The organism is Helicobacter sp. T3_23-1059, assembly GCF_053654515.1.
Map to the genome: position 1 here is coordinate 13,751 of NZ_JBSIUV010000010.1, position 25,554 is coordinate 39,304.

At 39.1% G+C, this 25,554-nt stretch carries 20 protein-coding genes and 2 tRNA genes; 14 read left to right on the forward strand and 8 right to left on the reverse strand.

Translation table 11 applies throughout. The annotated features are described in order from the left end of the window. The first annotated feature begins 79 nt into the window (after positions 1 to 79). From ACWIX0_RS04360 to ACWIX0_RS04370, 3 genes are all read left to right on the forward strand, one after another. Positions 80 to 1,810 carry a Re/Si-specific NAD(P)(+) transhydrogenase subunit alpha gene (locus ACWIX0_RS04360; protein WP_454172265.1) on the forward strand — a complete coding sequence of 577 codons (1,731 nt, stop codon included), beginning with the start codon at positions 80 to 82 and terminating at the stop codon, positions 1,808 to 1,810. Between the two features lie 11 nt (positions 1,811 to 1,821). Next, a complete protein-coding gene (gene pntB, locus ACWIX0_RS04365; RefSeq protein ID WP_454172267.1) occupies positions 1,822 to 3,339 on the forward strand; it encodes a Re/Si-specific NAD(P)(+) transhydrogenase subunit beta in 1,518 nt (505 codons plus the stop codon). 120 nt (positions 3,340 to 3,459) lie between these two features. Further along, the gene (locus ACWIX0_RS04370; protein ID WP_454172269.1) at positions 3,460 to 4,533 is read left to right on the forward strand and encodes a hypothetical protein; all 1,074 of its coding nucleotides are present in this window, start codon (positions 3,460 to 3,462) and stop codon (positions 4,531 to 4,533) included. 43 nt (positions 4,534 to 4,576) lie between these two features. Here the strand turns inward: ACWIX0_RS04370 and ACWIX0_RS04375 are convergent, their stop codons facing one another. The 4 genes from ACWIX0_RS04375 to lnt all read right to left on the reverse strand — a co-directional run bounded on the left by ACWIX0_RS04375 (position 4,577) and on the right by lnt (position 9,188). Then, positions 4,577 to 5,797, reverse strand: coding sequence for a cation:proton antiporter (locus tag ACWIX0_RS04375; RefSeq protein ID WP_454172271.1), 1,221 nt, complete (start codon positions 5,795 to 5,797; stop codon positions 4,577 to 4,579). Positions 5,798 to 6,080: 283 nt separating this feature from the next. Beyond that, positions 6,081 to 6,761: an outer membrane beta-barrel protein gene (locus ACWIX0_RS04380; protein WP_454172273.1), complete on the reverse strand. Its 681-nt coding sequence runs from the start codon at positions 6,759 to 6,761 to the stop codon at positions 6,081 to 6,083. 147 nt (positions 6,762 to 6,908) lie between these two features. After that, positions 6,909 to 7,550 (reverse strand): ABC transporter ATP-binding protein, encoded by a 642-nt coding sequence (locus ACWIX0_RS04385; protein ID WP_454172275.1) that lies wholly within the window; start codon positions 7,548 to 7,550, stop codon positions 6,909 to 6,911. 63 nt (positions 7,551 to 7,613) lie between these two features. Beyond that, positions 7,614 to 9,188, reverse strand: a complete 1,575-nt coding sequence (gene lnt, locus ACWIX0_RS04390) for an apolipoprotein N-acyltransferase (protein ID WP_454172277.1) — start codon at positions 9,186 to 9,188, stop codon at positions 7,614 to 7,616. A 132-nt stretch (positions 9,189 to 9,320) separates the two neighbouring features. Between lnt and ACWIX0_RS04395 the strand changes: the two genes are divergently transcribed. The 6 genes from ACWIX0_RS04395 to ACWIX0_RS04420 all read left to right on the forward strand — a co-directional run bounded on the left by ACWIX0_RS04395 (position 9,321) and on the right by ACWIX0_RS04420 (position 14,600). Beyond that, on the forward strand, positions 9,321 to 9,875 hold the full coding sequence (locus ACWIX0_RS04395; RefSeq protein ID WP_454172279.1) for a CvpA family protein: 555 nt from the start codon (positions 9,321 to 9,323) through the stop codon (positions 9,873 to 9,875). Between the two features lie 186 nt (positions 9,876 to 10,061). Further along, entirely contained in the window at positions 10,062 to 11,633 is a 1,572-nt protein-coding gene (gene lysS / locus ACWIX0_RS04400) for a lysine--tRNA ligase (protein WP_454172281.1), read from the forward strand. Between the two features lie 196 nt (positions 11,634 to 11,829). Next, complete coding sequence (locus ACWIX0_RS04405; RefSeq protein WP_454172283.1) at positions 11,830 to 13,080, forward strand: serine hydroxymethyltransferase; 1,251 nt, start codon at positions 11,830 to 11,832, stop codon at positions 13,078 to 13,080. Between the two features lie 24 nt (positions 13,081 to 13,104). Then, a complete protein-coding gene (locus tag ACWIX0_RS04410; RefSeq protein WP_454172326.1) occupies positions 13,105 to 13,647 on the forward strand; it encodes a DUF1882 domain-containing protein in 543 nt (180 codons plus the stop codon). Between the two features lie 45 nt (positions 13,648 to 13,692). Next, positions 13,693 to 14,514, forward strand: coding sequence for an SPOR domain-containing protein (locus ACWIX0_RS04415; RefSeq protein ID WP_454172285.1), 822 nt, complete (start codon positions 13,693 to 13,695; stop codon positions 14,512 to 14,514). A gap of 10 nt (positions 14,515 to 14,524) precedes the next feature. Beyond that, positions 14,525 to 14,600, forward strand: a tRNA-Glu gene (locus ACWIX0_RS04420). A 168-nt stretch (positions 14,601 to 14,768) separates the two neighbouring features. On the opposite strand, the gene ACWIX0_RS04425 is transcribed toward ACWIX0_RS04420, so the two are convergent. The 4 genes from ACWIX0_RS04425 to cmoA form a co-directional block, all read right to left on the reverse strand. Then, on the reverse strand, positions 14,769 to 15,767 hold the full coding sequence (locus ACWIX0_RS04425) for a hypothetical protein (RefSeq protein ID WP_454172287.1): 999 nt from the start codon (positions 15,765 to 15,767) through the stop codon (positions 14,769 to 14,771). A 136-nt stretch (positions 15,768 to 15,903) separates the two neighbouring features. Then, positions 15,904 to 15,988, reverse strand: a tRNA-Leu gene (locus ACWIX0_RS04430). Positions 15,989 to 16,079: 91 nt separating this feature from the next. Next, positions 16,080 to 16,793 (reverse strand): amino acid ABC transporter permease, encoded by a 714-nt coding sequence (locus ACWIX0_RS04435; protein ID WP_454172289.1) that lies wholly within the window; start codon positions 16,791 to 16,793, stop codon positions 16,080 to 16,082. 95 nt (positions 16,794 to 16,888) lie between these two features. Continuing rightward, positions 16,889 to 17,716 carry a carboxy-S-adenosyl-L-methionine synthase CmoA gene (gene cmoA / locus ACWIX0_RS04440; protein WP_454172291.1) on the reverse strand — a complete coding sequence of 276 codons (828 nt, stop codon included), beginning with the start codon at positions 17,714 to 17,716 and terminating at the stop codon, positions 16,889 to 16,891. 166 nt (positions 17,717 to 17,882) lie between these two features. On the opposite strand from cmoA, the gene ACWIX0_RS04445 reads away from it, so the two are divergent. The 5 genes from ACWIX0_RS04445 to ACWIX0_RS04465 all read left to right on the forward strand — a co-directional run bounded on the left by ACWIX0_RS04445 (position 17,883) and on the right by ACWIX0_RS04465 (position 25,521). Continuing rightward, complete coding sequence (locus ACWIX0_RS04445) at positions 17,883 to 18,626, forward strand: triose-phosphate isomerase (protein ID WP_454172293.1); 744 nt, start codon at positions 17,883 to 17,885, stop codon at positions 18,624 to 18,626. A 134-nt stretch (positions 18,627 to 18,760) separates the two neighbouring features. Continuing rightward, entirely contained in the window at positions 18,761 to 19,756 is a 996-nt protein-coding gene (gene lpxD / locus ACWIX0_RS04450) for a UDP-3-O-(3-hydroxymyristoyl)glucosamine N-acyltransferase (protein WP_454172328.1), read from the forward strand. A 73-nt stretch (positions 19,757 to 19,829) separates the two neighbouring features. Next, positions 19,830 to 21,074: a CapA family protein gene (locus tag ACWIX0_RS04455; RefSeq protein WP_454172295.1), complete on the forward strand. Its 1,245-nt coding sequence runs from the start codon at positions 19,830 to 19,832 to the stop codon at positions 21,072 to 21,074. Positions 21,075 to 21,095: 21 nt separating this feature from the next. Then, positions 21,096 to 23,825, forward strand: coding sequence for a GIY-YIG nuclease family protein (locus ACWIX0_RS04460; RefSeq protein WP_454172297.1), 2,730 nt, complete (start codon positions 21,096 to 21,098; stop codon positions 23,823 to 23,825). Positions 23,826 to 24,105: 280 nt separating this feature from the next. Next, a complete protein-coding gene (locus tag ACWIX0_RS04465) occupies positions 24,106 to 25,521 on the forward strand; it encodes a Do family serine endopeptidase (RefSeq protein WP_454172329.1) in 1,416 nt (471 codons plus the stop codon). Positions 25,522 to 25,554 lie beyond the last annotated feature (33 nt).

Genomic DNA, 25,554 nt, shown 5'->3' on the forward strand with positions numbered 1-25,554 from the left:
ATATTAGATTTGCAACACGCTATAAATGCTAAAAACAACTTGCCACGCATAATAATAACTCAAGCATAAAAGGACAAAAATGAGTAAAACTCTATCTCCAAATCAAACAAATCAAAAAAAACTCGGTATCCCAAAAGAAAATCAAATAGGCGAAGCCCGCGTAAGTGCCACTCCTGCGCATATAAAAGCATATCAAAATCTAGGATTTGAAGTCATTGTCGCAAAAGGTGCGGGGGAGGATTCTAGCTTTGGCGATGAAGAGTATAAAAAAAATGGTGCAAAAATCGCCACACAAAAACAGGCATTAAACTGCGACATAGTCCTAAAAGTAAATGCCCCAAATGATGATGAAATAAAAGAGATAAAAAAAGGAGCGATTCTTATCGGGCTACTTGGAATCGCTCACAACAAACCACTTTTAGAAAAGCTAAACGCTAATGGCATAAACGCGCTTAGTATGGATTGTGTCCCTAGAATCTCACGAGCGCAAAGTATGGACGCGCTTAGCTCTATGGCAAATATCGCGGGCTATCGCGCTGTGATAGAAGCGGGGTTTGAGTTTGGGAGATTTTTTGGCGGGCAAATCACTGCTGCTGGCAAAATCCCCCCTGCAAAAGTCCTAGTCATCGGTGCTGGCGTAGCGGGGCTTGCTGCTATTGGCACGGCAAATAGTTTGGGTGCGATTGTAAGGGCTTTTGACACGCGTCCTGAAGTCAAAGAGCAAGTGCAATCAATGGGAGCGGAGTTTTTAGAAATCAATGTAAAAGAGGAGGCTGGAAGTGGCGATGGCTACGCAAAAGTGATGAGTGAAGCCTATATAAAAGCTGAAATGGAGCTTTTTGCTATGCAGGCAAAAGAAGTAGATATTATCATCACAACCGCGCTAATCCCGGGCAAAAGCGCACCAAAACTCATAACCAAACAAATGGTAGAATCTATGAGGCAAGGAAGTGTAGTGGTGGATTTAGCCGCGCAAAATGGCGGAAACTGCGAGCTAACAAAAGCTGACAAACTAGAAATAAGCAAAAATGGCGTAAAAATCATCGGCTACACGGATTTGCCATCGCGTCTAAGCGCGCAAAGCTCGCAAGCCTATGGGACAAATCTGCTAAATCTTGTAAAACTGCTTTGCGAAAAAAGTGGCGATAAAAAAGCTAGCAAAAATATTGCTGATAAAAATAATGCAGATTTTGCTAGTAAATCAAATGATTTAGAAATCAACTTTGATGATGAAATCTTGCGCAGTGCGTGCGTATGCAAAGGTGGAGCAATCACTTTTCCTCCGCCACCTATCAGAGTCTCTGCCTCCACAAATACCACAAAGTCGATAAATGCTACAAAATCTAATGCAAATGCGCTAGATTCTACAAAAAAAGCAAAATCTAGCGATTTTAGCCCGCTAAAAGCGTTTATTAAAAAATATGCTAATTTCATAAAATCTGCTATCGCAATTTTGGCGATTTTGGTATTTTTTGGGATTTGTCAAAATGCGCCGAGTGAGTTTTTGACGCATTTTATGGTGTTTGGGCTTGCGTGCGTGGTTGGGTATTATGTCGTGTGGAATGTAAATCACGCCCTGCATACCCCGCTTATGAGCGTTACAAATGCGATTTCTGGGATTATTGTCGTGGGTGCGTTATTGCAGATGGGAAATGGTAGCCTAATCACTGCGCTAGCTTTTATAGGCGTGCTGATTGCAAGTGTCAATATTTTTGGTGGTTTTGTCGTTACGCAAAGAATGCTAAAAATGTTTCGCCGAAATAATATCAGTGATAATGGTGCAAATAGCGATAAAGAGCGCGAAAAATAAGGGGGTGAAAGATGGTTGAGGTATTAAATTTTTCTAATCTAACAAAAGCGGCGTATATTGTCGCTTCGATTTTGTTTATCCTCTCTCTTGCGGGACTATCTCAACACGAGAGCGCAAAAAGAGGGAATCTTTTTGGCATAGGGGGTATGGCATTAGCATTATGTGCGACAATTTTAAGTGGCGATATTGGCAACATCGCGCTTGTTATTGCTGCGATGTTGCTTGGTGGTGGGATTGGCATTATTCTAGCCCAAAAAGTAGAAATGACGCAAATGCCCGAACTTGTGGCGATTTTGCATAGCTTTGTGGGACTTTGCGCGGTGCTAGTGGGGCTAAATAGTTTTATTGAGATTTTGCAAACATCAGGTATCATCACAAAAGAGCTAGAATCTATGGATTTTGATTCTAGTATGGAATTATTTAGCTTTGATTTTGGGGTGTTGCCGCCTTTGTTTTTGGATTTTCGTAAGGATTTTGGTAGTGGCACAAATGCCATTCATTTAGTCGAAATCTTTTTGGGCGTGTTTATTGGTGCGGTTACATTCACAGGCTCGATTGTGGCATTTGGCAAGTTGCGTGGGATTTTCTCTGGTGCTCCGCTAAACTTACCTTTTAAGCATTATTGGAATCTAGGTGCGATTTGTCTCTCTTTGGTGGCGTTGATTATTTTTGTGGTGAGTGAGGATAGCCTACCTCAAATCATTGCCATTGCTACGATGCTTTTTATCGCGCTTGTTTTTGGCTGGCATTTGGTCGCTTCTATCGGCGGGGCTGATATGCCTGTGGCAGTTTCTATGCTAAATTCGTATTCAGGCTGGGCTGCAGCTGCGGCTGGGTTTATGCTAGGAAATGATTTGCTTATCGTTACGGGTGCGCTTGTGGGTAGCTCTGGTGCGATTTTGTCATATATTATGTGCAAAGCGATGAATCGCTCATTTATCAGCGTGATAGCAGGGGGGTTTGGCACAGATAGTGGAAATGCTAGTATAGAGGGCGAAATGGGCGAATACACAGAGATACAAGCAAGAGAAGTCGCCTCCCTGCTTCAAAATGCAAAATCTATAATCATAACCCCGGGCTATGGTATGGCAGTGGCACAAGCCCAATACCCCATATATGATTTAGTCAAAAAACTTCAAGCACAGGGCATAGAAGTGAGATTTGGCATACACCCTGTGGCTGGGAGATTACCCGGGCATATGAATGTATTGCTAGCAGAAGCAAAAGTGCCTTATGACATCGTGCTAGAAATGGACGAAATCAATGCAGATTTTGCAAAAACTGATGTGGTGCTAGTCATCGGGGCAAATGACACGGTAAATCCAAGCGCGCTAGAAGACCCAAGTAGCCCCATAGCAGGTATGCCTGTGCTAGAAGTGTGGAGGGCAAAATCGGTGGTGATGTTTAAACGCTCGATGAATACGGGCTATGCAGGGGTGCAAAATCCGCTGATTTTCAAAGAAAATACCAAAATGCTTTTTGGAGATGCTAAAAAAAGCGTGGAATCGATTTTGGCGTCTTTGAGTTAAAACGCGCTAAAACGCGTAAATCGCGCTACAAAATGCGTTATGTTGGCTTAAAAATCAAATTGTTTAGCTAAACTAAACGCATAAATCAAACACAGCACAAACACAACAAAAGGAGCAGCAATGAAGTCTTTGCAACAAAAAAACGGCACAAAAATCTACCAAAACCTAAAAAGCTTAAAAAACCCAAAATGGGCAGTTAAATCCTTGATGATATGTTTTTGTATATGTGGGCTTATGTCATTTATGCAGGCTAGCCCGCTAAAATGTCAGCTAAAAAATATTGCTAATGATACAAGCACACTCAAAAATGAATCCAAAGCCCTGTCCCTAATCACTCAATCGATACAATCAAATAATGCTGATAATAGCCTAATCCAAAAGATTTCCGCGCTAGATTCTGCGCTTGGCAAATTATATATTTTGCAACTAGATTCTGTGCTAAATCAATATCAAATGCCAGAATTCTACTCACGCGAAACTATAAAATGTCAAGCCTGCAGGGATTTTGCCAAAAGTAAAATCCCATTTATTTTTTATGAAAATCAAGCAAAAGAGCCAACAGATAATGACATAAAAGAATTTTTAGCATTAGATTTAAGCGCAAAAATCGGAGAAGAAAAACTCTGCAATGGACTAGCAAACAAAGATACAAAAATACTACTAGAATCTTATGCGTATCTCGCCCTAGCAGGAGCAAATACTCGTGCGGTCAATGTGCTACTTAGCGCGGTGAAAATGGGCGATAGAGATGCGGCTATGATTTTGGGATTTTTGCTTGAGAATGGCATATATCTAAAGCAAAATAAAATCGCTAGTCAAATGGTAAAAAATGCAATAAAAAGCGGTAATTTAGAGAGTATTTTTGCAAATAATATGGTTAGCAAAAATTTTGTCGTGCGTGATTTTGATGCCCATAGCAATGTGCTAGAAAATATGTTTTATCAAAATCTAATTTCCATAGGTGTGATTTTAAGCGAGCAGGATAATCGTTATGAGGGGTTAAGTAGCGAAGCAAAAGCCGATATAGCAAAAAATATCAACACTGCGTTAGACAAACTAAAATCTATCAAACAATCCCTCATAGCAAAAATGTCTGCGAGCCAAAAAGCACAATTTAACGAAGCATTAAAATTTAAGCAACATTTGCATAATATTGATGAAAAGCCTTATGCTAGCACTTTGCTAATCAAATAAATTGCTTGTAAAAATTAGATTTTAGTTTTTGCTAGATTTTGCGTCATTGTTTGGGGTTTGTATGTTGCAGTTTGTTTGTCTTGTTTTTTGATGATTTTGTTTTCCATAGATTCCAAAGAAATTTAATCACTATGCTAAAAAGTATGCCCTCAATCATCGCTGCTAACAAAAACGCATAATACATATCTTTGCTTATCGCATCCCAATCATCTGCGATTTTTGCAGTAACGACAAGAAAAGTCAAAGGCATAGAATGGCTTAGGGCAAAAAGCGTGGTGTTTTTTACACTTTTAAAAAACCTTAAAAACGCCATATTTGCAGCGATTAGCCGCAGGGCAAGCATCGCGTTAGCGATATATACGCCATTTAGCACATAGCTAGGGTTTGCCAAAATCAGCCCAAAATCTAGCGTGCTACCCACATAGACAAAAAACAACGGCACAAAAAATCCAAAACCTATTTCATTTAGCTTGCCAACCAAATCGTGCTTGTATGAAAAAAATATCGCCACAATCGTGCCTGCTAAAAACGCTCCAAGCACTGCTTCTAAATCTAAAAACAATACCAACGCCACAAATACCACAAATAGCATAACGACAAAGCGAATATCCCTGTTGCTTAAGTCATTATAGGGCATAAGAAATAGTTTAAAATTTGGAAACCACCAAAAAAGGATTTTAAACGCCCAAAAAATCCCAACGATAGCTAGCATAAACGCCACAAGCACGGCTAGATTTTCATACAAACGCAATGAATTGCCATAATGATAAAATCCGCTAATAAGCGTAAGGGCTGCAATGCTTATGACTTCGCCTATTATTCCTACAGTTAGAGCCATTTCTAGCCATAGCTTATCTTTGCCATAGTCTTTTAGTAGCGTCATTATCATACCAAGACTCATCACAGGAAGTGCGGCGATAAAAATATTTGGTAACTTAAAAATCAGCACGATAAACGCGCTTAAGACATAAAGGATAACAAAATACACCACCACAGCTTTTAAAAACCGCTTGCCAAGCCTGCTAAATCCACGCAAATCCACTTCCATTCCGCATAAAAACATTAAAAACAAAAATCCAACTTTTGCCATAAATTCAAACGATTCACTATGGCTAAATACACCAAAATAGATTCCAAAGCACCCTAAAAGCATTTCTACCACCACTACGGGCATTCTAGTTAGATTTGCAAGTATGGGGGCGATGACTATGCAGATGGAGAGAATCGAAAATGCGATAAAAATATCCAAAAGCATATTTTCCATTGTTAGATTCCTTATTTAGATTTTGGTGTGATTTTTTGTTTGTATGGTGTTGTTTGTAGTTTGAAATCGTTGCAAAAAAATCCTAAAGAAAATCCTAAATCGGTAGTTTTTGATTTGGATTTTGTATCAAAGTAAGCAAAATGTGTAGCAAGTTTTTATTGTAAAAGTTTTTATTGCCAAATATTTAGGACAAAGTTTTTAGGGCAAAGATAAAAATATCTTGCCCTAAAAAAGCTAATCTTTTAGCCACATAGCCAAATGTGCAATTTTTTTTGCAAAAATCTTAGAATTGATATGTGTATCCAAGAGTTAGCAATAAATTTCGCGCAGAATAAGTTGTGCTAGATTCAGCTTCTTTTCCTAGTCTCTCGCTTGCAGCGATACTTGGCGCACGCACATTAAAATTTACAAAATGATGAGCATTTAACGCTACTTCAAATCCCACATTTACAGGCAAAATAAAACCGCTTCCCTTAGGGTCGTTTATAAGCGTAGTTTGGTTTTTGGGCGCATTTGTGTCGCCATTTGCAAAATTATTTGATGAAATGGCGACATTGCTTGCATAGCCCGCGCCAAGCCCAGCATAGATTCCAACCCTTTTGCCAATGTTAAAAACCGCTTCTGTGTTAAACGCCGTTTGATGTGAGGAGTATTCGCCATCATTTGAATAATGGTAGCTTACATATCCTCGTAGCCCGATTATTTGCTTTTCGCCAAAGAGTTTTTTTATACCGATTTTGCCACCCACTACGCCATAAGGTGCGCGCAATTCCGTTGTTTTGCCTTTTGCCGAATTATTAGTCGCGCTTAAAAAAGCCACCCCATACCCCACTTCGCCACCGACAAAAACCGCTACTTTTGAATCTGCTTCTTTTGCTAAGCTAGATTCTAACTCATCGGCATAAATGTTGCCCCCCCCCCCTAGTAAAAAAGCCAATAAAAAACACCTGCTAACAGACTTCATTTTCGTCTCCTTAAAAGTAAAATATTGCGTTTTAAAGCTCGCTAAATCAATGATTTAACACCATAAAACAGCATTGATTTTTGAAGCAAATGGGATTCCGTATTTGGTTTAATTTTTGTTAGCTTTTGAGGCAGAATCTGCGTGTTTTTACATGCGTTGTAAGCCTTTTTGACAAATGGCATAAGTATAGGTGCAAGATTTTGCGATATTTTCATCGTGGGTGGCGATGATAAGCCCTGCGCGATTTTGGGCTATGTAGCTTTGCAGGGCGTCCATCACCGCTTTTGCGGTTGATTTATCAAGGTTGCCTGTTGGCTCATCAGCATAGATTATGCGTGGTTTTTTTAGTAGCACACGAGCGATGGATAGTCGCTGCTGCTGTCCGCCTGATAAATCAGCGGAGTTTTGATGAAGCGTGTGTGCTATGCCTAGATTTTCTAGCAACCCCATATCAATGGGCTTTTTGGTGATTGCCTCGCTTACTTGTAGATTTTCTAGCGCGCTAAATCCGCGAAAAAGATAATGCGCTTGAAATATGATTCCTAGATTTTCGCGCAGTAGTTTTAGTCGCTCATTTGGCTTTAGGGCGTAAATGTTTGGAGAATCTAAAAGCGAGATAACGCCAGAATTTGGCTTTAGCATTGTGGATAGATTTGCTAGCAGGGTAGATTTTCCACTTCCAGAAACTCCCAAAATAGCGATACTCTCTCCCTCTTGTAGTTGCAAATCCACGCCCTCATACAAAAGTGTATCAAAACTATGGCTTACGCTTTTTGCTTGAAGTAGCATTTTAATCCTTTGTGCTTAAAATCAAATGAAAATCTAGCAATGCCTAGTATAGTCTAAAATCGCTTAAAATCCAATGTGGATTATGTCGCCATAGCTATCGCCTAGCACTTGTGGCGTCATCATAAATGATTGCGATAGATTTGCAGAATGCAAAATCATAGCCCCCGATTTTCGCGCATAATATTTAAGCAAGACGCGTTGCAAATATGGCTCGATACTTACATAAAACCAGCCATTATTACTTATCATTACCACAAGATTAGGGCTATCTTTATACAGCTCTTTGCTAGTGCCTTCATAGCAAATAGCATTGCGAAATATAAGCCCAAAAAGATGAAAATCTTGTGGCTTACTCGCAGAATCTAACCCCTCTTCAATCCCAAAAAATAGCCTAAGAAGTGGTTTTGCTAGAAAATCTGGAAGCGGCATTTTCTCCCCAAAGGGAGCTAAAATGACTTTGTTTAAAATTTTTACTTCGCCTTTGTGGATTACATAAGTGGAGTTAAAGTTTGGCTTGCTAAACGCACCTAAGATGATAGCAATGTCGTTAGAGGCATTTTTTAGGGATTCTAAAGTAGAAACTTCATAGGGATTGTCGCTATTTAGCACGATTGGCAAAATCGTTTCAGGCAAGATGATGATTTTTTTGCCCTCTAGCTTTGCTTGCTCTATCGCGCTAAAAGTTGATTTTTTTATAGAATCTAGCGCATTTTTACTCCATTTTAAATCCTGCACAAAATGTGTTTGGACTAGGGCGATTTGCTCTTTTGTGATTTGTTGATTTAAATCATTAGATAGATTTTGCAAAAATGGTGTAGATTTTTTGTTTGCAGGGCTTACACTCTCAAATGCCAAAATCAAACTAAGCACACCAAAAAATCCCGCTCCTATTCTAAGTTTGATAAAACTTTTTTTAGATTTTGTAGAAACATATAAAAATCCTTTTATGTCATTTCTAAATAACGCCATCGCTATCAAAGCCACACCCACAATGATAAGCAAAAAATCCCAATCTAAAACACCAAAAAAACTATACGCAAAAAAGCTCTGCGGGACTAACCAATCAAACCCAAAAGGGTGGATATATCCTAAAATCATAATGCTAAAAATCCTAAAAACAATATGCTGAAAATATAGCAAAGCCCAAAAAATCGCACCGATAATGCACCCAATCCCAAGCCACACAAATGGTATCAAAAACGGAAATGGCGAATATCGAAACGACAGGGCTATCCAATACAAAAGCAAAAGCCCCACAAAAAATCCAAAATAAAATCTAATCCTTGCGGGGCAAAACAAATAGCTAGCCACACTTATAAGCCCAAACACACTAAGCAAGGCACAAAAAAACATATTTGCCCAAATGCTAGAGGCTTCGCTAAAACCACCAAAGCCCTCTATGATAAAAACAAACGCATATAGCCACGCGCTAAAACATAGCCCAAAAACAAGCCCATAGCCATTTAATCTAGCGAAATTTTTCCATTGCTTTTTATCAAATCGCCATAAGGAGCGTAAAGACAACGATGGAATATGTGAAATAAAATCTTGTTTTTTGGATAGAAAATCTGCGATGGTGTTTCTATAACTACGCAGGATTTTGATTGGAGAGGTTTTTTTGTTGTGAGTTTTTTTCAAAGAATTGCCTTATCTTTTTTTTGTCTTTTTTATGTATTTTTAGGTTTTTTAAGTGAAATTAGGCTAGAATAATAGCCTTTTTTGCTAAATTTCAACACAAAATCTTACCAAATCCAAAAATGAGTGTGAAAGATGAATTATATTGATGCAGGCTTGCTTGTTGTTATTGTCATATTTGGTTTTCGTGGCTTTGCAAATGGATTTATCGCTGAAGTGTGTAGCTTAGCTGGGATTCTCATAGGCGTGTATTTGGGTTCTATGTTTGCTATCCCTGTGGGCGAAGTGCTAACCCAAATCCACGATTTTAATAGTAAATCTTTGCATACTATGCTTGGATTTTTGTGTGTGCTTGGGATTAGCTGGATATTTTTTATGCTGATTTCTTATGTGCTATCAAAGCAATTTACTTTTTTGGGGCTAGGATTTGTCAATAAATCTTTAGGATTTGTTTTTTCTTGTGCGAAAATCTTTTTTGTATTTAGCGTGTGTGCTTACGCGCTATCCAAAGTCAATTTTATCGAAGAAAATGTCGGCAAAGTCGCAAGAGAGCAAAGCCAAATATATGTAAGTATGCTAAAGGTTGCGCAATTTATTATCCATTTCCCCGAAAAACACGACATACCACAAATGCCCGAACTCCCACAAGATATAAAAAATATGCAAAAAAACATAAAAGGCAAAAAGTAGATTTTGCAAATTAAGGTTTTTGCAAGTGTGGTTTTTGCAAACGGATAGCGTGATATATTTGGTTTTGTAAAAAGTATTTTGTTGAGAAAGGATTTTGCTTCAAAATGGCGGATTTTAGGATTTTTGCAAATTGTTGTGTTGCGTTTGCAAAAATCATAAAATCTAACAAAATAAAAGAGAGAAAAAATGTTTGAAAACACTTACATAAAACAGCGAATCACAAAAGCACAGGCACTAAGAGAAAAAAATCTAAATCCATACACAAATGGCATAAAGCGCACGATAAATAATGCAGATTTTTTGCAAAAATATGAATATCTAAAAGCACAAAGCGCAGATTCTAGCGATAGCACAAAATCTGCGGACATCGCAAGCACCACACAGCAACCAAACGAAACAATAGTTGGGCGAGTGCGATTTATAAGGCTGATGGGCAAAGCCTGCTTTATCAAAATCCAAGATGAAAGCGCGATTTTGCAGGGGTATTTATCGCTAAATGATTTGGGAGAGCAATCCTTTGAAGTGGTAAAAAAACTACTTGAAGTGGGCGATATAGTCGCTGTTAGCGGGTTTGGCTTTGTAACAAAAAGTGGCGAGCTAAGTATCCACGCAAAAGATTTTAGGATTTTGACTAAGGCGATTGTGCCATTGCCTGAGAAATTTCACGGGCTAACTGATGTCGAGCTTCGCTATCGTCAAAGATATGTGGATTTAATCGTAAATAGCGAGGTTAGAGAGGTTTTTAGGCTTCGTAGCAAAATCGTTAGCCTTGTGCGGAAATTTTTTGAGGAAAAGGGGTTTTTGGAAGTAGAAACGCCAATGCTCCACCCAATCCCCGGCGGTGCAAATGCAAAGCCTTTTATCACGCATCATAACGCATTAGGCGTAGATAGGTATCTAAGAATCGCGCCTGAATTGTATTTAAAGCGACTGATTGTGGGTGGGTTTGAAGCGGTTTTTGAGCTAAATCGCAACTTTCGCAATGAGGGAATGGACCATAGCCACAACCCAGAATTTAGTATGATTGAGTTTTATTGGGCGTATCATACTTATGAGGATTTGATTGCGCTGACAAAGGAATTTTTTGATTATTTGTTGCAAAATCTAGGAATGGATAAAAAAGTGCCTTTTTTAGATTCTAGCGAGAATGCGATAGATTTTGGTAATTGGCAGATTTTGACTTATGAGGAAAGCTTAGAGCAGATTGGCAAGATTCCGCGTGAAGTTTTTGAAAATGAGGCAAAATTAAACGCATATCTTATAGATAAAGGCGTAAAGCTAGAATCAAATATGAGCTATGGCAAGCTACTTGATAGTGCTTTTAGTGAATTTGTAGAATCTAATCTTATAAATCCTACTTTTATCACGCAATATCCTATTGATATTAGCCCGCTTGCTAGGCGAAATGACGCAGATTCTAGCAAGGCGGATAGATTTGAGCTATTTATCGGTGGCAAAGAGATTGCAAATGGGTTTAGCGAGCTAAATGACCCGCTAGACCAGCTAGAGAGATTTAAAGCACAAGTGGCGCAAAAAGAAAAAGGCGATGAGGAAGCGCAGTATATGGACGAGGATTTTGTGTGGGCGTTGGGCTATGGTATGCCACCCACTGCGGGGCAGGGCATAGGGATTGATAGGCTTGTGATGCTTCTTACCAATTCAAAAACTATCAAAGATGTATTGTTATTCCCCGCGATGAAGCCCATAAAAGAGGATTTTACAATGCTATCTAATGATATAAACCAAGCGCAAAACTAAACCAAATCAAACAACATAAAAGGATAAAAATATCGCTAAAGTCAAATAAATATTAACCAAAAATCTAACAAAAAATGGGAAAATGTCGATTTGTAGCACAAAGTTTTTGTAAATAAATACAGCCTAGACAAACCCCAAAATCACCCAAAACAAAGAATCTTAAACAAAATCTAAAACACAAATCTAAGGAGAGAAAATGCCTTACTACCTAGAATCTGCCGACAAAGAAATCTACGAACTTTTGCAAAAAGAACTTACACGACAAAATCAACACTTAGAAATGATAGCAAGCGAGAATTATACTTTTCCAGCTGTTATGGAGGCATTAGGCAGTGTGCTTACCAATAAATACGCGGAGGGATACCCAAATAAGCGATATTATGGTGGCTGTGAGTTTGTCGATGAAATCGAATCTATCGCCATTGAGCGAGCAAAAAAACTTTTTGGCTGTGAATATGCAAATGTCCAGCCACACTCAGGCTCACAAGCAAATGGCGCGGTTTATAACGCGCTTTTAAAACCCTATGATAAGATTTTGGGAATGGATTTAAGCCACGGCGGACATCTAACACACGGCGCAAAGGTAAGCTCTTCTGGGCAGATTTATCATAGTTTTTCTTATGGTGTGGAGCTAGATGGGAGAATCAACTATGATAAACTAGAACATATCGCAAAATCTGTCAAGCCAAATATTATTGTGGCTGGATTTTCGGCATATACAAGAGAGCTAGATTTTGCTAGATTTAGGCAAATCGCAGATGAAGTAGGCGCAATCCTTATGGCAGATATTGCGCACATAGCGGGGCTTGTAGTCGCAGGGGAAAATGCCAATCCATTTCCACATTGCGATGTGGTTACCTCTACCACGCACAAGACTTTGAGGGGACCTCGCGGAGGACTCATTCTCACAAACAACGAAGAAATCGCTACCAAAATCAACAAAAGCATTTTCCCCGGGATACAAGGGGGACCGCTTATGAATGTCATCGCTGCTAAAGCAATCGGTTTTAGCGAAAATCTAAAGCCACAATGGAAGGCGTATGCTAAGCAAGTTAAGGCAAATATTTCTAAAATGGCAGAAGTGTTAATAAATAGGGGGTATGATTTGGTTAGCCAAGGAAGCGATAATCATCTTATTTTGATGAGCTTTTTGACAAAGGATTTTAGCGGTAAAGATGCGGATTTAGCACTAGGTAGGGCTGGAATCACGGTAAATAAAAACACCGTTCCCGGAGAGAAACGAAGCCCGTTTGTAACAAGTGGTATTCGCATAGGCTCTCCCGCACTTACAGCACGAGGTATGAAAGAAGTGGAGTTTGAATGGATAGCAGGCAAAATCGCAGATATTTTAGACAATATCACAGATGAGAATCTCCAAAAAGCAATTTTAGCAGAGGTAAAAGAGCTAAGCTCGCGTTTTGTGGTGTATGACAGGGCGATATTTTAGGTTTGACAAGGATAGGCAATGGCAATGACAGAAATGGATTTAAAACTGATTAAGGTTCATACAGCGTGTTATTATAAAAAAATCGCTGGGCTAGGGCAAAAGATTCATTATAGTGGCAGACTTTTGTTTGATAAATTTGAAAAAGTGGATTCTACGCTTACAAGTCAGCTTATAAAAGATCATTTTTCTCATAAGTTAATCGTTGCCCATAGTCTTATTTTGCCCGGTGATAAGGTAGAAAATATCGTATTTGACTACAATGGACGCGACCCTGAGCGTTTTTATCACAAAGCACAGCTTCTTTTCCGCGAAGAAGGATTTATCAATTTCACTGCTTATAGCACCAAAACCCCCGGACATTTGCATCTCTATATACACAAAGGACATACTTCGCTTGCAGAGGGACAGACGCTTGCTAAAATGCTATCTCTAAAACTCGGGCAAAAAACTCCATTAGAATGGCGCGTGTTTCCTAATAATGATTTACCAAAAGAATTTAATATTCTATCGTTGCCTTATGAGGTGTATGCAAAAGAGCGCGGGGCTTCTTGGGCGAAACATTTATAAAATCCATAAACGCTAGCAAGAAGCAATAATGCAAAGGAGCAAAAAATGATGGACGACAGAAATGAGCTAAGTGAGATATTGCTTGGCAATACACGGCAGAAGTCCTCTAGCGGTAAAAAAAGCATAATTATCGTGCTTATGGCAGTGGCTGTCATCGTGGTGGTGGCGTTTGCTATGTGGAAATTTTTGGGGGCAAATGAGGAAAAAATATCAAAATCAAATGACGGCACGATAGATAAAAGTATCGCCACGCCATTTGAGAATGATTTTGGCAACTTAGGTGGAATAGATTTTGATACAAATGCGATTGATGACTCTTTGCTAAAAGGCTTAGAGGGCATACAAAATCCACAAGATACGCCAAAACCAGAGGAAGCAGAAACTTCTAGCCTTGATATGATAATAAACAGACTAACAGGTGGCGGGCAATCCCAACCACAACAGCCCGCACAACAATCCGCACAACCATCAACCCAACAGCCCGCACCACAGCAAATCCCTCAAGCCCAACGACAAGCACTAGCCCAACAACCTACCACAAAACCACAGCCCACTGCCCAGCAACCTACCCAACCCTCGCCACCAACACAAAATCTGCGCCCACAAGGTAGCACGCTAGGTGCAAATGGCAGTGCGCCTACGACAGGATTTTATTGGCAGTTGGGTTCTTTTAGCAAAGAGCCAAAAGCAGAATTTGTAGCTCTTGTCAAAAAATATTCCTATCGCGTCCAAAAAATCACTAACAAAAATGGATTAACCACTACTCGTTATCTATTAGGACCATATCCTAGTGAGGCGCAAGCACCATCTAGAGAGGATGTCCAAAAAATCTTTAGCGAGAGTCCTATACGCGTTTTTATTCCCTAGCCCCTTATATGACCCTTTCATCTAGCGGTCAAGGATACTACCCTTTCTAGGTAGTTACGAAAGTTCGAATCTTTCAAGGGTCGCCATTTTTTCTTGCAAAATCTTTTATCATCTTAAAAACCTTATCTCAATAAAATCCACATTTTTAACAAAACCTAAAATACGATTCTACAAAATCGCCATAACCTACAATCAAGCCCTAAAACAAGATTTTACTTAAGTATCATACTACACAATCAGCATTCTTAAAAAACCTAAAATCTATAAACATACCCAAACATTAGACTGTGGTTTGAAATATTTGATAAATATAGCAAATTAGAGATTCTAAACGCGCTGAAAGTATCGCTATTTTTTAGCTTGGATTCTGCCTTGTCGCTATATGTGTGGTATTTGTATGACAAAGATATTTGATGAGTGGATTTGTAAGCGTAGTAAAATCCTAGTCCTGTGCTATATGCTATTTTGGTATGTGTTTCAAAGTTGAGCGCGTTTTTTGCCTCTCTAGATTCTGTAAAATTATTTGCTAAACACGATTCTGGCAAACAGAGATTTTGTTTTTCGCTAGCCCATTTATATTGCCTTGTGCTTTGATATTTGTAGCGCATTTTGGGGAAATATGTGCTTGCCCAAATCCCTGCTATATCTAGGCTAAGCCCGTAAGAATGCTTGCCTAATGTATAAAAATCCCAAACATAGCTTATTTCTACCCCGTATTGCAACGCGCTAGAATCTATATTTATGACATATTCATAGTTGCCCTCATAATCGTAGTTTGTAGAGATTTGCTTACCATTTTCATCATAGTAGCCACCTGTGCCATTTGCCACTTTGCCGACATCTCTTCCCTGTGTTTTTAACATTTCATTAGAATAGCTAGAAGTGCCTATAAAACCACTAAAGCGCAATCCCATAGAGCGCGAAAAATACCATAAATAGCCAAAAGATAGGTTTAATGGCAAAGTAGCGTAGGTTTTATCACTTAGGAGGTTTTGATGATTTTGTGAGATTTTTGTATTTGCTAATCCAAATCCTAGCTCAAACCCTATAAATCCACCGCTTTTTTGGTGTGCTTGCTTATGTTGATTTTGCGCTAGATTTTGTCTAGCGTTTGTTATGCTAGATTTTGTGGAGTTACTCTCTCTCTCTCTCTCTCTCTCATTTTGGTTAGCAAGCGCAAATCCGCTAGTAAATAAAAACAATACCATACTAAAAATAGCTGTATTTGATAAGGCATTTTTATAGATTCTCATACCAATAATTCTCCATATTTTTTCTAGTGCTGGTTTTTGATAAAAAAGCGATTTTAAGCATTAAAATTTGATTTTATAAAAAAAAGAAGATTTGAAAAGTAAGTAAAATCAAAGAGTTAAAAAAGATAAAAAAGTATGGTGCGGAAGAGAGGACTTGAACCTCCATGCCTTGCGGCGCTAGATCCTAAGTCTAGTGCGTCTGCCAATTTCGCCACTTCCGCGTTGAAATAAAACTGCCATTCTATCTAAAGAATGTTTAAAAAATCCTAAAGCCTAGCCTAAATCAACATAAAATGCAAAAAAATCAACATTTCACATTCGTTTGCGCAAATGAGATTCTAGCATACCAAAAGCAAGCGAGAGTGGCAAAAGCACCACCAAATACGCACATATTAGCATACATAACGCCTCATAAGTCTTGCCATAAATATCGATTATATCTTTTGCATTATACAGCACATCAGCTAGGGCTAAAATCCCAACGACTGAAGTTTCTTTGATTAGAAAAATCACATTTGCGCTTAGTGCGGGCATAGCCACGCTTAAGCCTTGAGGCAGGACAATAAAGCGGATAATTTGTGCTTTGTTTAGCCCTAGAGAGCGTGCGGAGTAAATCTGCGAAGTGCTAATGCTAAGAAATCCCGCCCGAAATGCCTCGCACATATATCCACCGCCCAAAAACGCTAGCCCGATAACCGCGCAACTAAAAGCCTCTAGCTTTATGCCAATCTTTGGCAGGGCAAAGTAGAGAAAAAATAGTTGAATAAGTAATGGCGTGTTTCGCGCTATTTCGACATAGATTTTGACTAGCATCTCTAGGTTTTTTATAGGGGCAAAGAAGTTTTGTTTTTTGCTAGATTTTGTAGGATTTTCTAGCCTTGCTCTTTGGTGTTCACTTAGGATTATCGCGCAAAAAAGCCCGATAAAAATCGATAATAAAATCCCAAAAATTGAGATTTGCAATGTCAAGCTAAGCCCTTTTTTGACTAAGTCTAAATGGCTAAACATAAAATCAAAATCTAGCATTTTTTGCCTTTATTTTTTGCGTTTTGTTTATGGGTTTTTGCAACTAAATTTTGCCTTAAATATGCAAAAATATCAAAATCTAATTGTTTTTGACTCTAATCTTTTTTAGCAATGATTGTCCCAAAATTTACCCATTTAAATAGCACTTCAATATTTTCTAGCCTAAATCCCGCTTCACACAAAAGCGCGATATTTTCTTGCAAACTATAAGGCACAAGCACATTTTCTAACGCCTCTCTTTTGGCATTTATCTCATTTTTGGTGTAGCCATTTTTTGCCTTGTAGCTGTGATAATATTCTATCATCTGCGCTTCAAGCGCGGGATTTTGGCTTGTCATTTTTTCGCTCAAAATCAAAATCCCGCCAGATTCTAGCGCGTCATAGATTTTGGATAAAAAATCTACCCTCTTTGGTGGGCGGATAAATTGCAAAGTATAATTTGTGATAAAGCACCGCGCTTTTTGATATTCTATCTTTGTGCAATCCGCGCAGACAAAGCAGATTTTCGCACCATAAGCCCTAGCTTTTAATGTCGCATTTTCTATCATCGCGCTAGAGCTATCTATACCGATAAGTTCGGCATTTGTGCGGGCAAAAAGCCCCAAAAGCATATTGCCCGTTGAGCAACCAATATCATAGATTCTAGGCAGATTTTTGCTAGATTTTGTAGCTTTGAGTGATTTGCTAGATTTTGGCAGATTTTGGATTATAAAATCTATGCAAAGTTTAAGATTATCTTTGTAGTAAGGGATAGAACGCTCTAGCATATCATCAAACACGCTAGCCACGCGTTTATCAAAGCAGAATTTTTCTTTTTTTTGTCTATTTTTTTTGTGTTTGGAAGTGTTGTTTTTTGTGCGAAAGATTTTATCTTTTTTGTTTGTGATTTTATGTTTTGTTTTGTTAGCATTTTTGCTTGACATTTAGATTCTCTTTTGGTGGATTTTGTGGTTTTATAGCATTTGATAAGTGTAGTAAATGATAAGTTTTGCGTGCATTATAGCGAGATTTGACAATATAAAAAAGTATTTGGGTATAATCATTTTTTCGTTTTTTTTTACAGATTTTAGACATAAGGAGTTTTGTCAAATGAAATTTATGGCAAATTTTAAGTGCAATCATACGCCAAGCTCTGCATACTGCTATGTGAGGGAATTTGAAGCATATAATCTTTTTAAAAATATAGATTCTAAAACTTTTTGGCAGCAAAATGAAGTGGTGGTTTTTCCGCCATTTGTCGCTTTGCAAAGTGCTAGCGATAATGCAAAACGCATAAAAATCGGTGCGCAAAATGCCTACCCTGCAAAAAATGGCGCATATAGTGGCGAGATAGGAGCGCAAATGCTAGAATCTATGGGCATAAAAACCTTGCTTATTGGGCATAGCGAGCGTAGAAATATATTGGGAGAATCACAAGTTTTTTGCGCAAAAAAAGTGCGATATTTTTTGGAAAATGGCTATGAAGTTGTGTATTGCATAGGGGAAAATCTGCATACAAGAAAAAAGGGCAAGCAGGCTTTAGAAGCGTTTTTGTATTTGCAATTTAGCGGGCTAGAATCCATTTTAGATTCTAGCTTAGAATCTAAATTTTGCGTGGCGTATGAGCCTATTTGGGCGATTGGCACGGGGGTTAGCGCAGATGAAAAAGACATAGAAAGCGTGCATAATTTTTTGCGCTCCATCACAAAAGCACCTCTGCTTTATGGTGGTAGCGTAAATGCTAACAATGCTAAGGCAATTAGCAAAATCCCAAATGTAGATGGCGTGCTTGTGGGTAGCGCAGCACTTAGCCCAAATGGGCTAAAAGACATTATTGAAGCGTGCATTAGCTAGCATTATTAGCAAAATCTTGTGCTAAAGAAGCGCAAAATCGACTTAAAAATCCCTTAAACAACCCCCATTAAAACGGCACACAAATATAAATAAAAGGAGCAAAAATGGCAGATTCTAACCCAAAAATAGCCCAAATCAAACTAAGTCAAATCAAAGATAAAATAGGCATAACAAATGATATTAAAAAAGATTTTGTTATCCAAGCGCTAACCCCGCTTGAGTTTGGCAATGAAGGCGATATAAGCTACATTGATAAGCCAAAATATCTCCCATCTCTTGCCACTTCAAAGGTAAGCGCGGTGCTTTTGCGTGAAGAGTTTGTCTCCCAAGTGCCTAGCCACATAGAGCCTTTAATCGTGCAAAACCCTCATCTAGCATTCGCGCTTTTATCACATTTTTTCACGCAAAGCGAATTTTGCGAGGATTCACTAAAATCTAGCCAAGAGCAACATTTACAAAAAATAAATAAAATCCACTCAAGCGTGAAAATAATGCAAGGAGCATATATCGGGCAAAATGTAGAAATAGGGCAGGGCAGTATCATAATGAGCGGTGCGGTGCTAAGTGATAATGTCTGCATCGGCAAAAACTGCAAAATCTATCCAAATGTCGTAATATATCGACAAAGCAAAATCGCTGATAATGTCAATATCCACGCAAATGCCGTCATCGGTAGCGATGGGTTTGGTTATGCACATACTGCGCAAGGCGAACATATCAAAATCGAGCATAATGGAATCGTAGAGATAGAATCAAATGTCGAAATCGGAGCGGGAAGCACGATAGATAGGGCAGTTTTTGGCAAGACGCTAATCAAACAAGGCACAAAAATCGATAACCTCGTGCAAATCGGGCATAACTGCGTAATCGGCGAGCATAGCCTGCTAGTCTCACAAGTAGGCTTAGCAGGTAGCACCACCACAGGACGCAATGTCGTAATGGGTGGGCAAGCTGGCACAGGAGGGCATATCCATATCGGCGATTTTGTCCAAATCGCAGGGAGAGGCGCGGTTGGCAAAAATCTACCGCCAAACACCAAATGGGGCGGACACCCGTTAATGGAACTTGATGCGTGGATGAAGTTTTTTGTAACGCTTCGCAAGATTGTCAAAAAAAGCGAAAAAGCATAAGATTTTACAAATGCAAATGCGATAAATCTAAATCAAACAAAAATCCAAAAAACAAAATAAATAAACGAGCAGTATGGTGAAAAAGATTTTGACAAGAAAGATTTTGTATATTTGCATATCTCTTTGTTTGCTACTTAGCACCATAGAAGCAAAATCTAATTCGCTAACATTATTTATCATCGGTGATACGCTACTGCATAAGTCTGTGTATGAGGACGCACAAACGCAATATGGTGGCTATGATTTTATGCCAATGTTTAGCCTAATCGCTCCTATAAGCAAAAAATATGACTTAGCGTTTTATAATCAAGAGAGTATCTTAGGCGGTGTTGAGCTAGGGCTTAGTAGTTATCCTAGGTTTAATTCCCCCAAAGATTTTGGAGAAACGATGCTAAAACTAGGGTTTAACCTCATAAGTTTAGCGAACAATCACACGCTAGATAAAGGCGAAGAGGGCGTGCATTCGATGCTTAGATTTTGGCGCAAAAAAGAAGCTAAAAATAGCGAAATCTACTCCACAGGGAGCTTTGAGAGCGCAAATGCAAAAGATAAAATCCAACAAAAAATCTTGCAAAAAAATGGCATAAGCTATGCGATGCTTGCCTATACTTATGGCACAAATGGAATCCCGCTCCCGCAGGGCAAAGAATACCTTGTAAATATCTATACCAAAGAAATGCTAAAAAATGATATTGAAGCCATTAGACATAAGGTTGATTTGCTGATAGTATCCATTCATTGGGGTGTAGAATACACACATAAGCCTACAAATGAGCAAAGAGAAATCGCACATTTTTTGGCTAATTTGGGAGTGGATATTGTCATAGGCAACCACCCTCACGCTATACAGCCTATTGAGCGCATAGGCAATACGCTTATTTTTTACGCGCTTGGCAATTTTTTGTCAGGGCAAGTTGGGCTACAAAAGCGCGTAGGGCTTATGGCTTGCGTGCAAATCGATAAAATCCAAAACGCGAGAGAAAGCACACAAGAATCTACAAATATTTTTTCTATCTTTTCTAGCCCAAAATCTACGATAATGCAAAAAACTATGCGAGAATCTAGCCAAAATTCCATACGAGAATCTCGCTTTTATAAACGATTCCCAAAAAAAGTGAAAATAAAAAATGTGAAAGCGGACTTGGTATATACTTATTATGAGCAAAATCCTAATAATTCGCCCAATTCGCCTAAAATGAGTGGATTTAAAATCTATCCTTTTTTGCTATTAAATGATGAATTATTGCCAAATTATCAACAGATTTATGAGCAATATTTGCAAATCATAAAGCAAGATTGGATAACTATCGGATTATAAACGCGGGCTATAAACAAGGCTTTGACAACAATACAAAATCTAACAAATCAAAAGCTAAGAATGGAAAATCTAAGTCAAAAACTTCTATCCCTGCCAAATACAGCAGGCGTGTATCAATACATAGATTCTAGTGGCAGGGTGCTATATATTGGCAAGGCAAAAAGCCTAAAAAAGCGCGTAAAAAGCTATTTTTCGCTTGCCCAAACCCTGCAAAGCAACACCCCAATCCCAAATCCAAAAGTATCCCTACGAATAGCCTCTATGGTGCGACAAGTGGCAAATATCGAAATCTTGCTTGTAAATAGCGAGCAAGACGCGCTGATTTTGGAAAACTCACTGATAAAACAGCTAAAACCAAAATATAATGTTTTGTTGCGCGATGATAAAACTTATCCTTATATCGCGTTTGATTTTGGGCTAGATTTCCCAATGCCTACGATAACTCGCAACATAAACCAAACAAAATCTACTACCAAAAACACAAGCTATTTTGGACCTTTCACAAGCGGGGCAAAAGAAATCATAAACTCGCTTTTAGAGTTATATCCGCTCGTGCAAAAATCTTCGTGCGTGAGAGAAAAAAAGGCTTGTTTGTTTTATCAAATAGGGCGGTGTAGTGCGCCCTGTGAGGGCAAAATCTCTAAAGAATCTTACGCAAATATCATAGATGACACCATATCTTTGCTAAAATCCCCGCATAAACTGCTAGCAAAACTAAAAGAAAAAATGCTTAGCTTAGCGGAATCTAGGCGATATGAGGAAGCGGGGGTTTATAGAGATAGAATCAAAAAATTGCAAAATTTGCAGAGTTTTTCGGCACTTGATTTGGCAAAAGATGTGAATGTGGATGTGTTGTATCTTTATATGGATTCTTTTAGTGAGGGCAATTCGTCTTTGGGTAGTCATTGCAGAGATTTTGTAGATTTTGAGGGTTCGCAGGCGACACAGCCTAGCTCACCCCCAAAATCTACAAAAAACTCCACAAGCACCACCGCACCCAACGGGTTGCGAGCAAAGCGAAGCAAAAATACTAGAATTGTGGTAGAAAATGGTGGCAGTGATTGCCTTATTGCGAGCGAGCAGGGCAAGCGTGGCAATCCACAAAAAACAGACAACATAAATTCCCCCTCCCCAAATTGTCAAAATGTGGCGGGGGGGACTATAAATGATAAAAAAAATTCCCCCTCCCTTGCGGAGGGGGCTAGGGGGAGGGTAAAATCTAGCGATAATCCGTCATTGCTAGGCTTGCCAAAGGCAAGTCGTGGCAATCCACAAACAAAAATTTTTCATATTGATGGAGCGCAAAAAAACGAAGTATCTAAATCACAGCTTAAAAATAGAGATATTTTGCTAACGCTCAATATGACAAATAACGCACAATGCGCAAAATCCGACAAAAATGGCGCGAAAATAGATTGCCACGCCCAACAAGTTAGGCTCGCAATGACGGAGTTGGCGAATGATTGCTACGAATTTGCAATTTTTGACAAAAACGCAAATTTTCACAATGATGACATAAAACATACTACAAAACCTTGCAACAACGCCAATCAAAATCCACAAACACAAAAAGCCATCTTGCTATCGCTTTTTGTCCGTGGTGGCAAAATCATATCCATTCAGCACGAGATTATTTCGCTAAATCAATCCCAAATTGCCCAAAATCAGCCAAAAGAATCCCAAAGCGAAATCTATGCTCAAATCTACACGCAAGCGATTCTAAATCAATATTCAAGCAAATTGCCAATCATTCCTAGTGAGATTTTATTGCCAAGCATAGAGGGTTTGCCTTGCGAAGTTTTGAGTGATTTTCTCTACTCCACGCAAGGACGCAAAATCGCTATAAATGCGCCACAAATAGGCACAAAGGCAAAAATCCTATCTCTTGCTAAGCAAAATGCCAAAGAGATTTTAGGCTTGCATTGCGCCAAGCTAGATAAAGAAAACGCGCTTTTAGAGCGACTAGCTTTAAACCTAGAGCTAGAATCTAGCCCAAGCAGAATCGAAGTCTTTGACACGAGTCATCATAGTGGCAAAGACTGCGTGGGCGCGATGATAGTGTATGAAAATGGCGAATTTGTCAAATCCGCATATCGCCGATACAAGCTAAGTGGAAGCGATGAATACAGCCAAATGCGCGAAATGCTAGTCCGCAGGGCAAAAGATTTTGCTAGCACCCCGCCACCAAATCTATGGCTAATCGATGGTGGCAAGCCACAAATCGCCCTTGCAAAAGAGGTGCTAGAATCTTGCGGATTAAATGGCGCAATCGACATTGTAGGCATCGCCAAACAAAAGCGTCTTAGTAGCCTAAGCAATGTGGATTTTGCACCAAGCAGCCAAACAGATTTTGTAGATTTTGCAAAATCTACAAACAAAACAGCCACAAAAAGCATACAAAATCTAACCCTAAAATCAAAATCTAGTAAGTATGCCAATCGCGCAAAAGGAGCTGCAAGCGACATACTTTACACGCTATCAAACACTTTTGCATTTAGCCCAAGCGATGAGAAATTACAATTTTTGCAAAAACTACGCGATGAAGCACACCGCTTTGCCATAACATTTCATAGAGAAAAAAAGAAAACTAGTGCGCTAGAAGCTAACGCACTAAAAAAGCGAAATCTAAGCCAAGCCCAAATTAAGCGATTATTATCGCTTGTAGGGAGTTTTAAGGACATACAAAATCTAAGCGATGAGGAAATAAAAAATCTACTAAAATCCAAACGCACAGCCCAAAAAAGCGACTAACATCGCATAGCAACTTATCAAATATCTTAAATAGGCATTTTTTTATTATTTAGATTTTCATTTTACAATGTCGTATTTTTGTGATTTTGGTATTTTGTTTGCTAGCTAAAAATATTAAAATCTTGCATAAAACAAACTTTTATAGCAAAATCCAAAAAAAAAGTAAAATCCAAAAAAGCAAAATTTAAGGAGAATCCAAATGCAAATCAAATCTCACGCGTTAGCCCCTCACAAATCACGCATTTTAGACAAAGCAAAATCTATCAAAATAGCTAGTCTTATGCTAGCCACTAGCATAGCCTGCTTTAGCACACTCCAAGCCTACGCTATCCAAAACGCTCCCAAAGCCACCAAACGCGCAAACCCTATGAATGAGCGCAACACCGTTTATTCTTATCACGATGCTATCGTCAAAGCCACTAAGGCTGTGGTAAATATTTCCACGCAAAAAAAAGTTTCAAACAATATTATGAACCCGATGTTTAATGACCCATTTTTTCAGCAATTTTTTGGGGATATGTATAGTCAAATCCCAAAAGACAGGGTAGAGCGCTCACTTGGCAGTGGCGTTATCATCTCTCACGATGGCTATATCATCACCAACAACCATGTAATCGATGGCGCAGATAAAATCATCGTAACGATTCCAAATGATACGCGAGAATACACCGCTAGCCTTGTTGGCACGGACAAAGACGGCGATATTGCTGTGATTCGCATTAGCAAAAATAATCTGCCATTTGTCCCATTTGCTGATAGTAATGATGTCGCGGTGGGCGATGTGGTATTTGCCATTGGCAATCCTTTTGGCGTGGGCGAGACTGTAACGCAAGGAATCGTATCTGCGACTAATAAAAATATCCAAATCAATGCGTATGAAAACTTTATCCAAACAGATGCTTCGATAAATCCGGGCAATTCAGGCGGGGCGTTGATTGATTCTCGTGGGGCGTTGATAGGAATGAATACCGCTATATTATCACGCACAGGAGGTAATCACGGCGTAGGATTTGCAATCCCTGCAAATATGGTAAAAGAAGTGGCAAATTCACTTGTCAAAGAGGGTAGAATCCAGCGTGGCTACATAGGCGTAGGCACGCAAGATATAGGCGAAAATCTACGCTCAAACTATGGCAATGCGCAAGGCGCAGTAGTCATCTCTATCGATCCAAAATCCCCAGCTAGAAAAGCAGGGCTACTTGTGTGGGATTTGATAACTGCGGTAAATGGCAAGCCTGTGAAAGATTCTGCGAGTTTGCGAAATCTAATCGGTGCGCTTAAACCAAATGAAAAAGCTACGCTAAGCATTATCCGCGATGGCAAGCCTCAAACTATCACGCTAACCCTAGCCCTGCGCAAAGACGGCAGTGCAAATGAAAGCGCACCTGTAAATATCCCAGAATCTAGCGATGAAAAAAGCGCGCTAAAAGGTATGCGCGTAGAGCCTCTCACTACACAAATCCGCCAGCGATACAGAATCCCAGAGGATATAAAAGGTGTGATTGTTACAAATATCACGCCAAATTCTCCCGCGCAAGATGCAGGATTTTCGCAAGGGGATATTATCTCTCAAGTAGAGGACATTGCTATAAAAGATACAGCGGATTTTGCTCGTGCGCTAAATAAATACAGAGGCAAAAATAAGCGATTTTTGGTATATTCAAATGAAGGCGCACGCACGATAGTGGCAAAATAGAAAGATTATTAAAATTGCTAGATTTTGGCATTG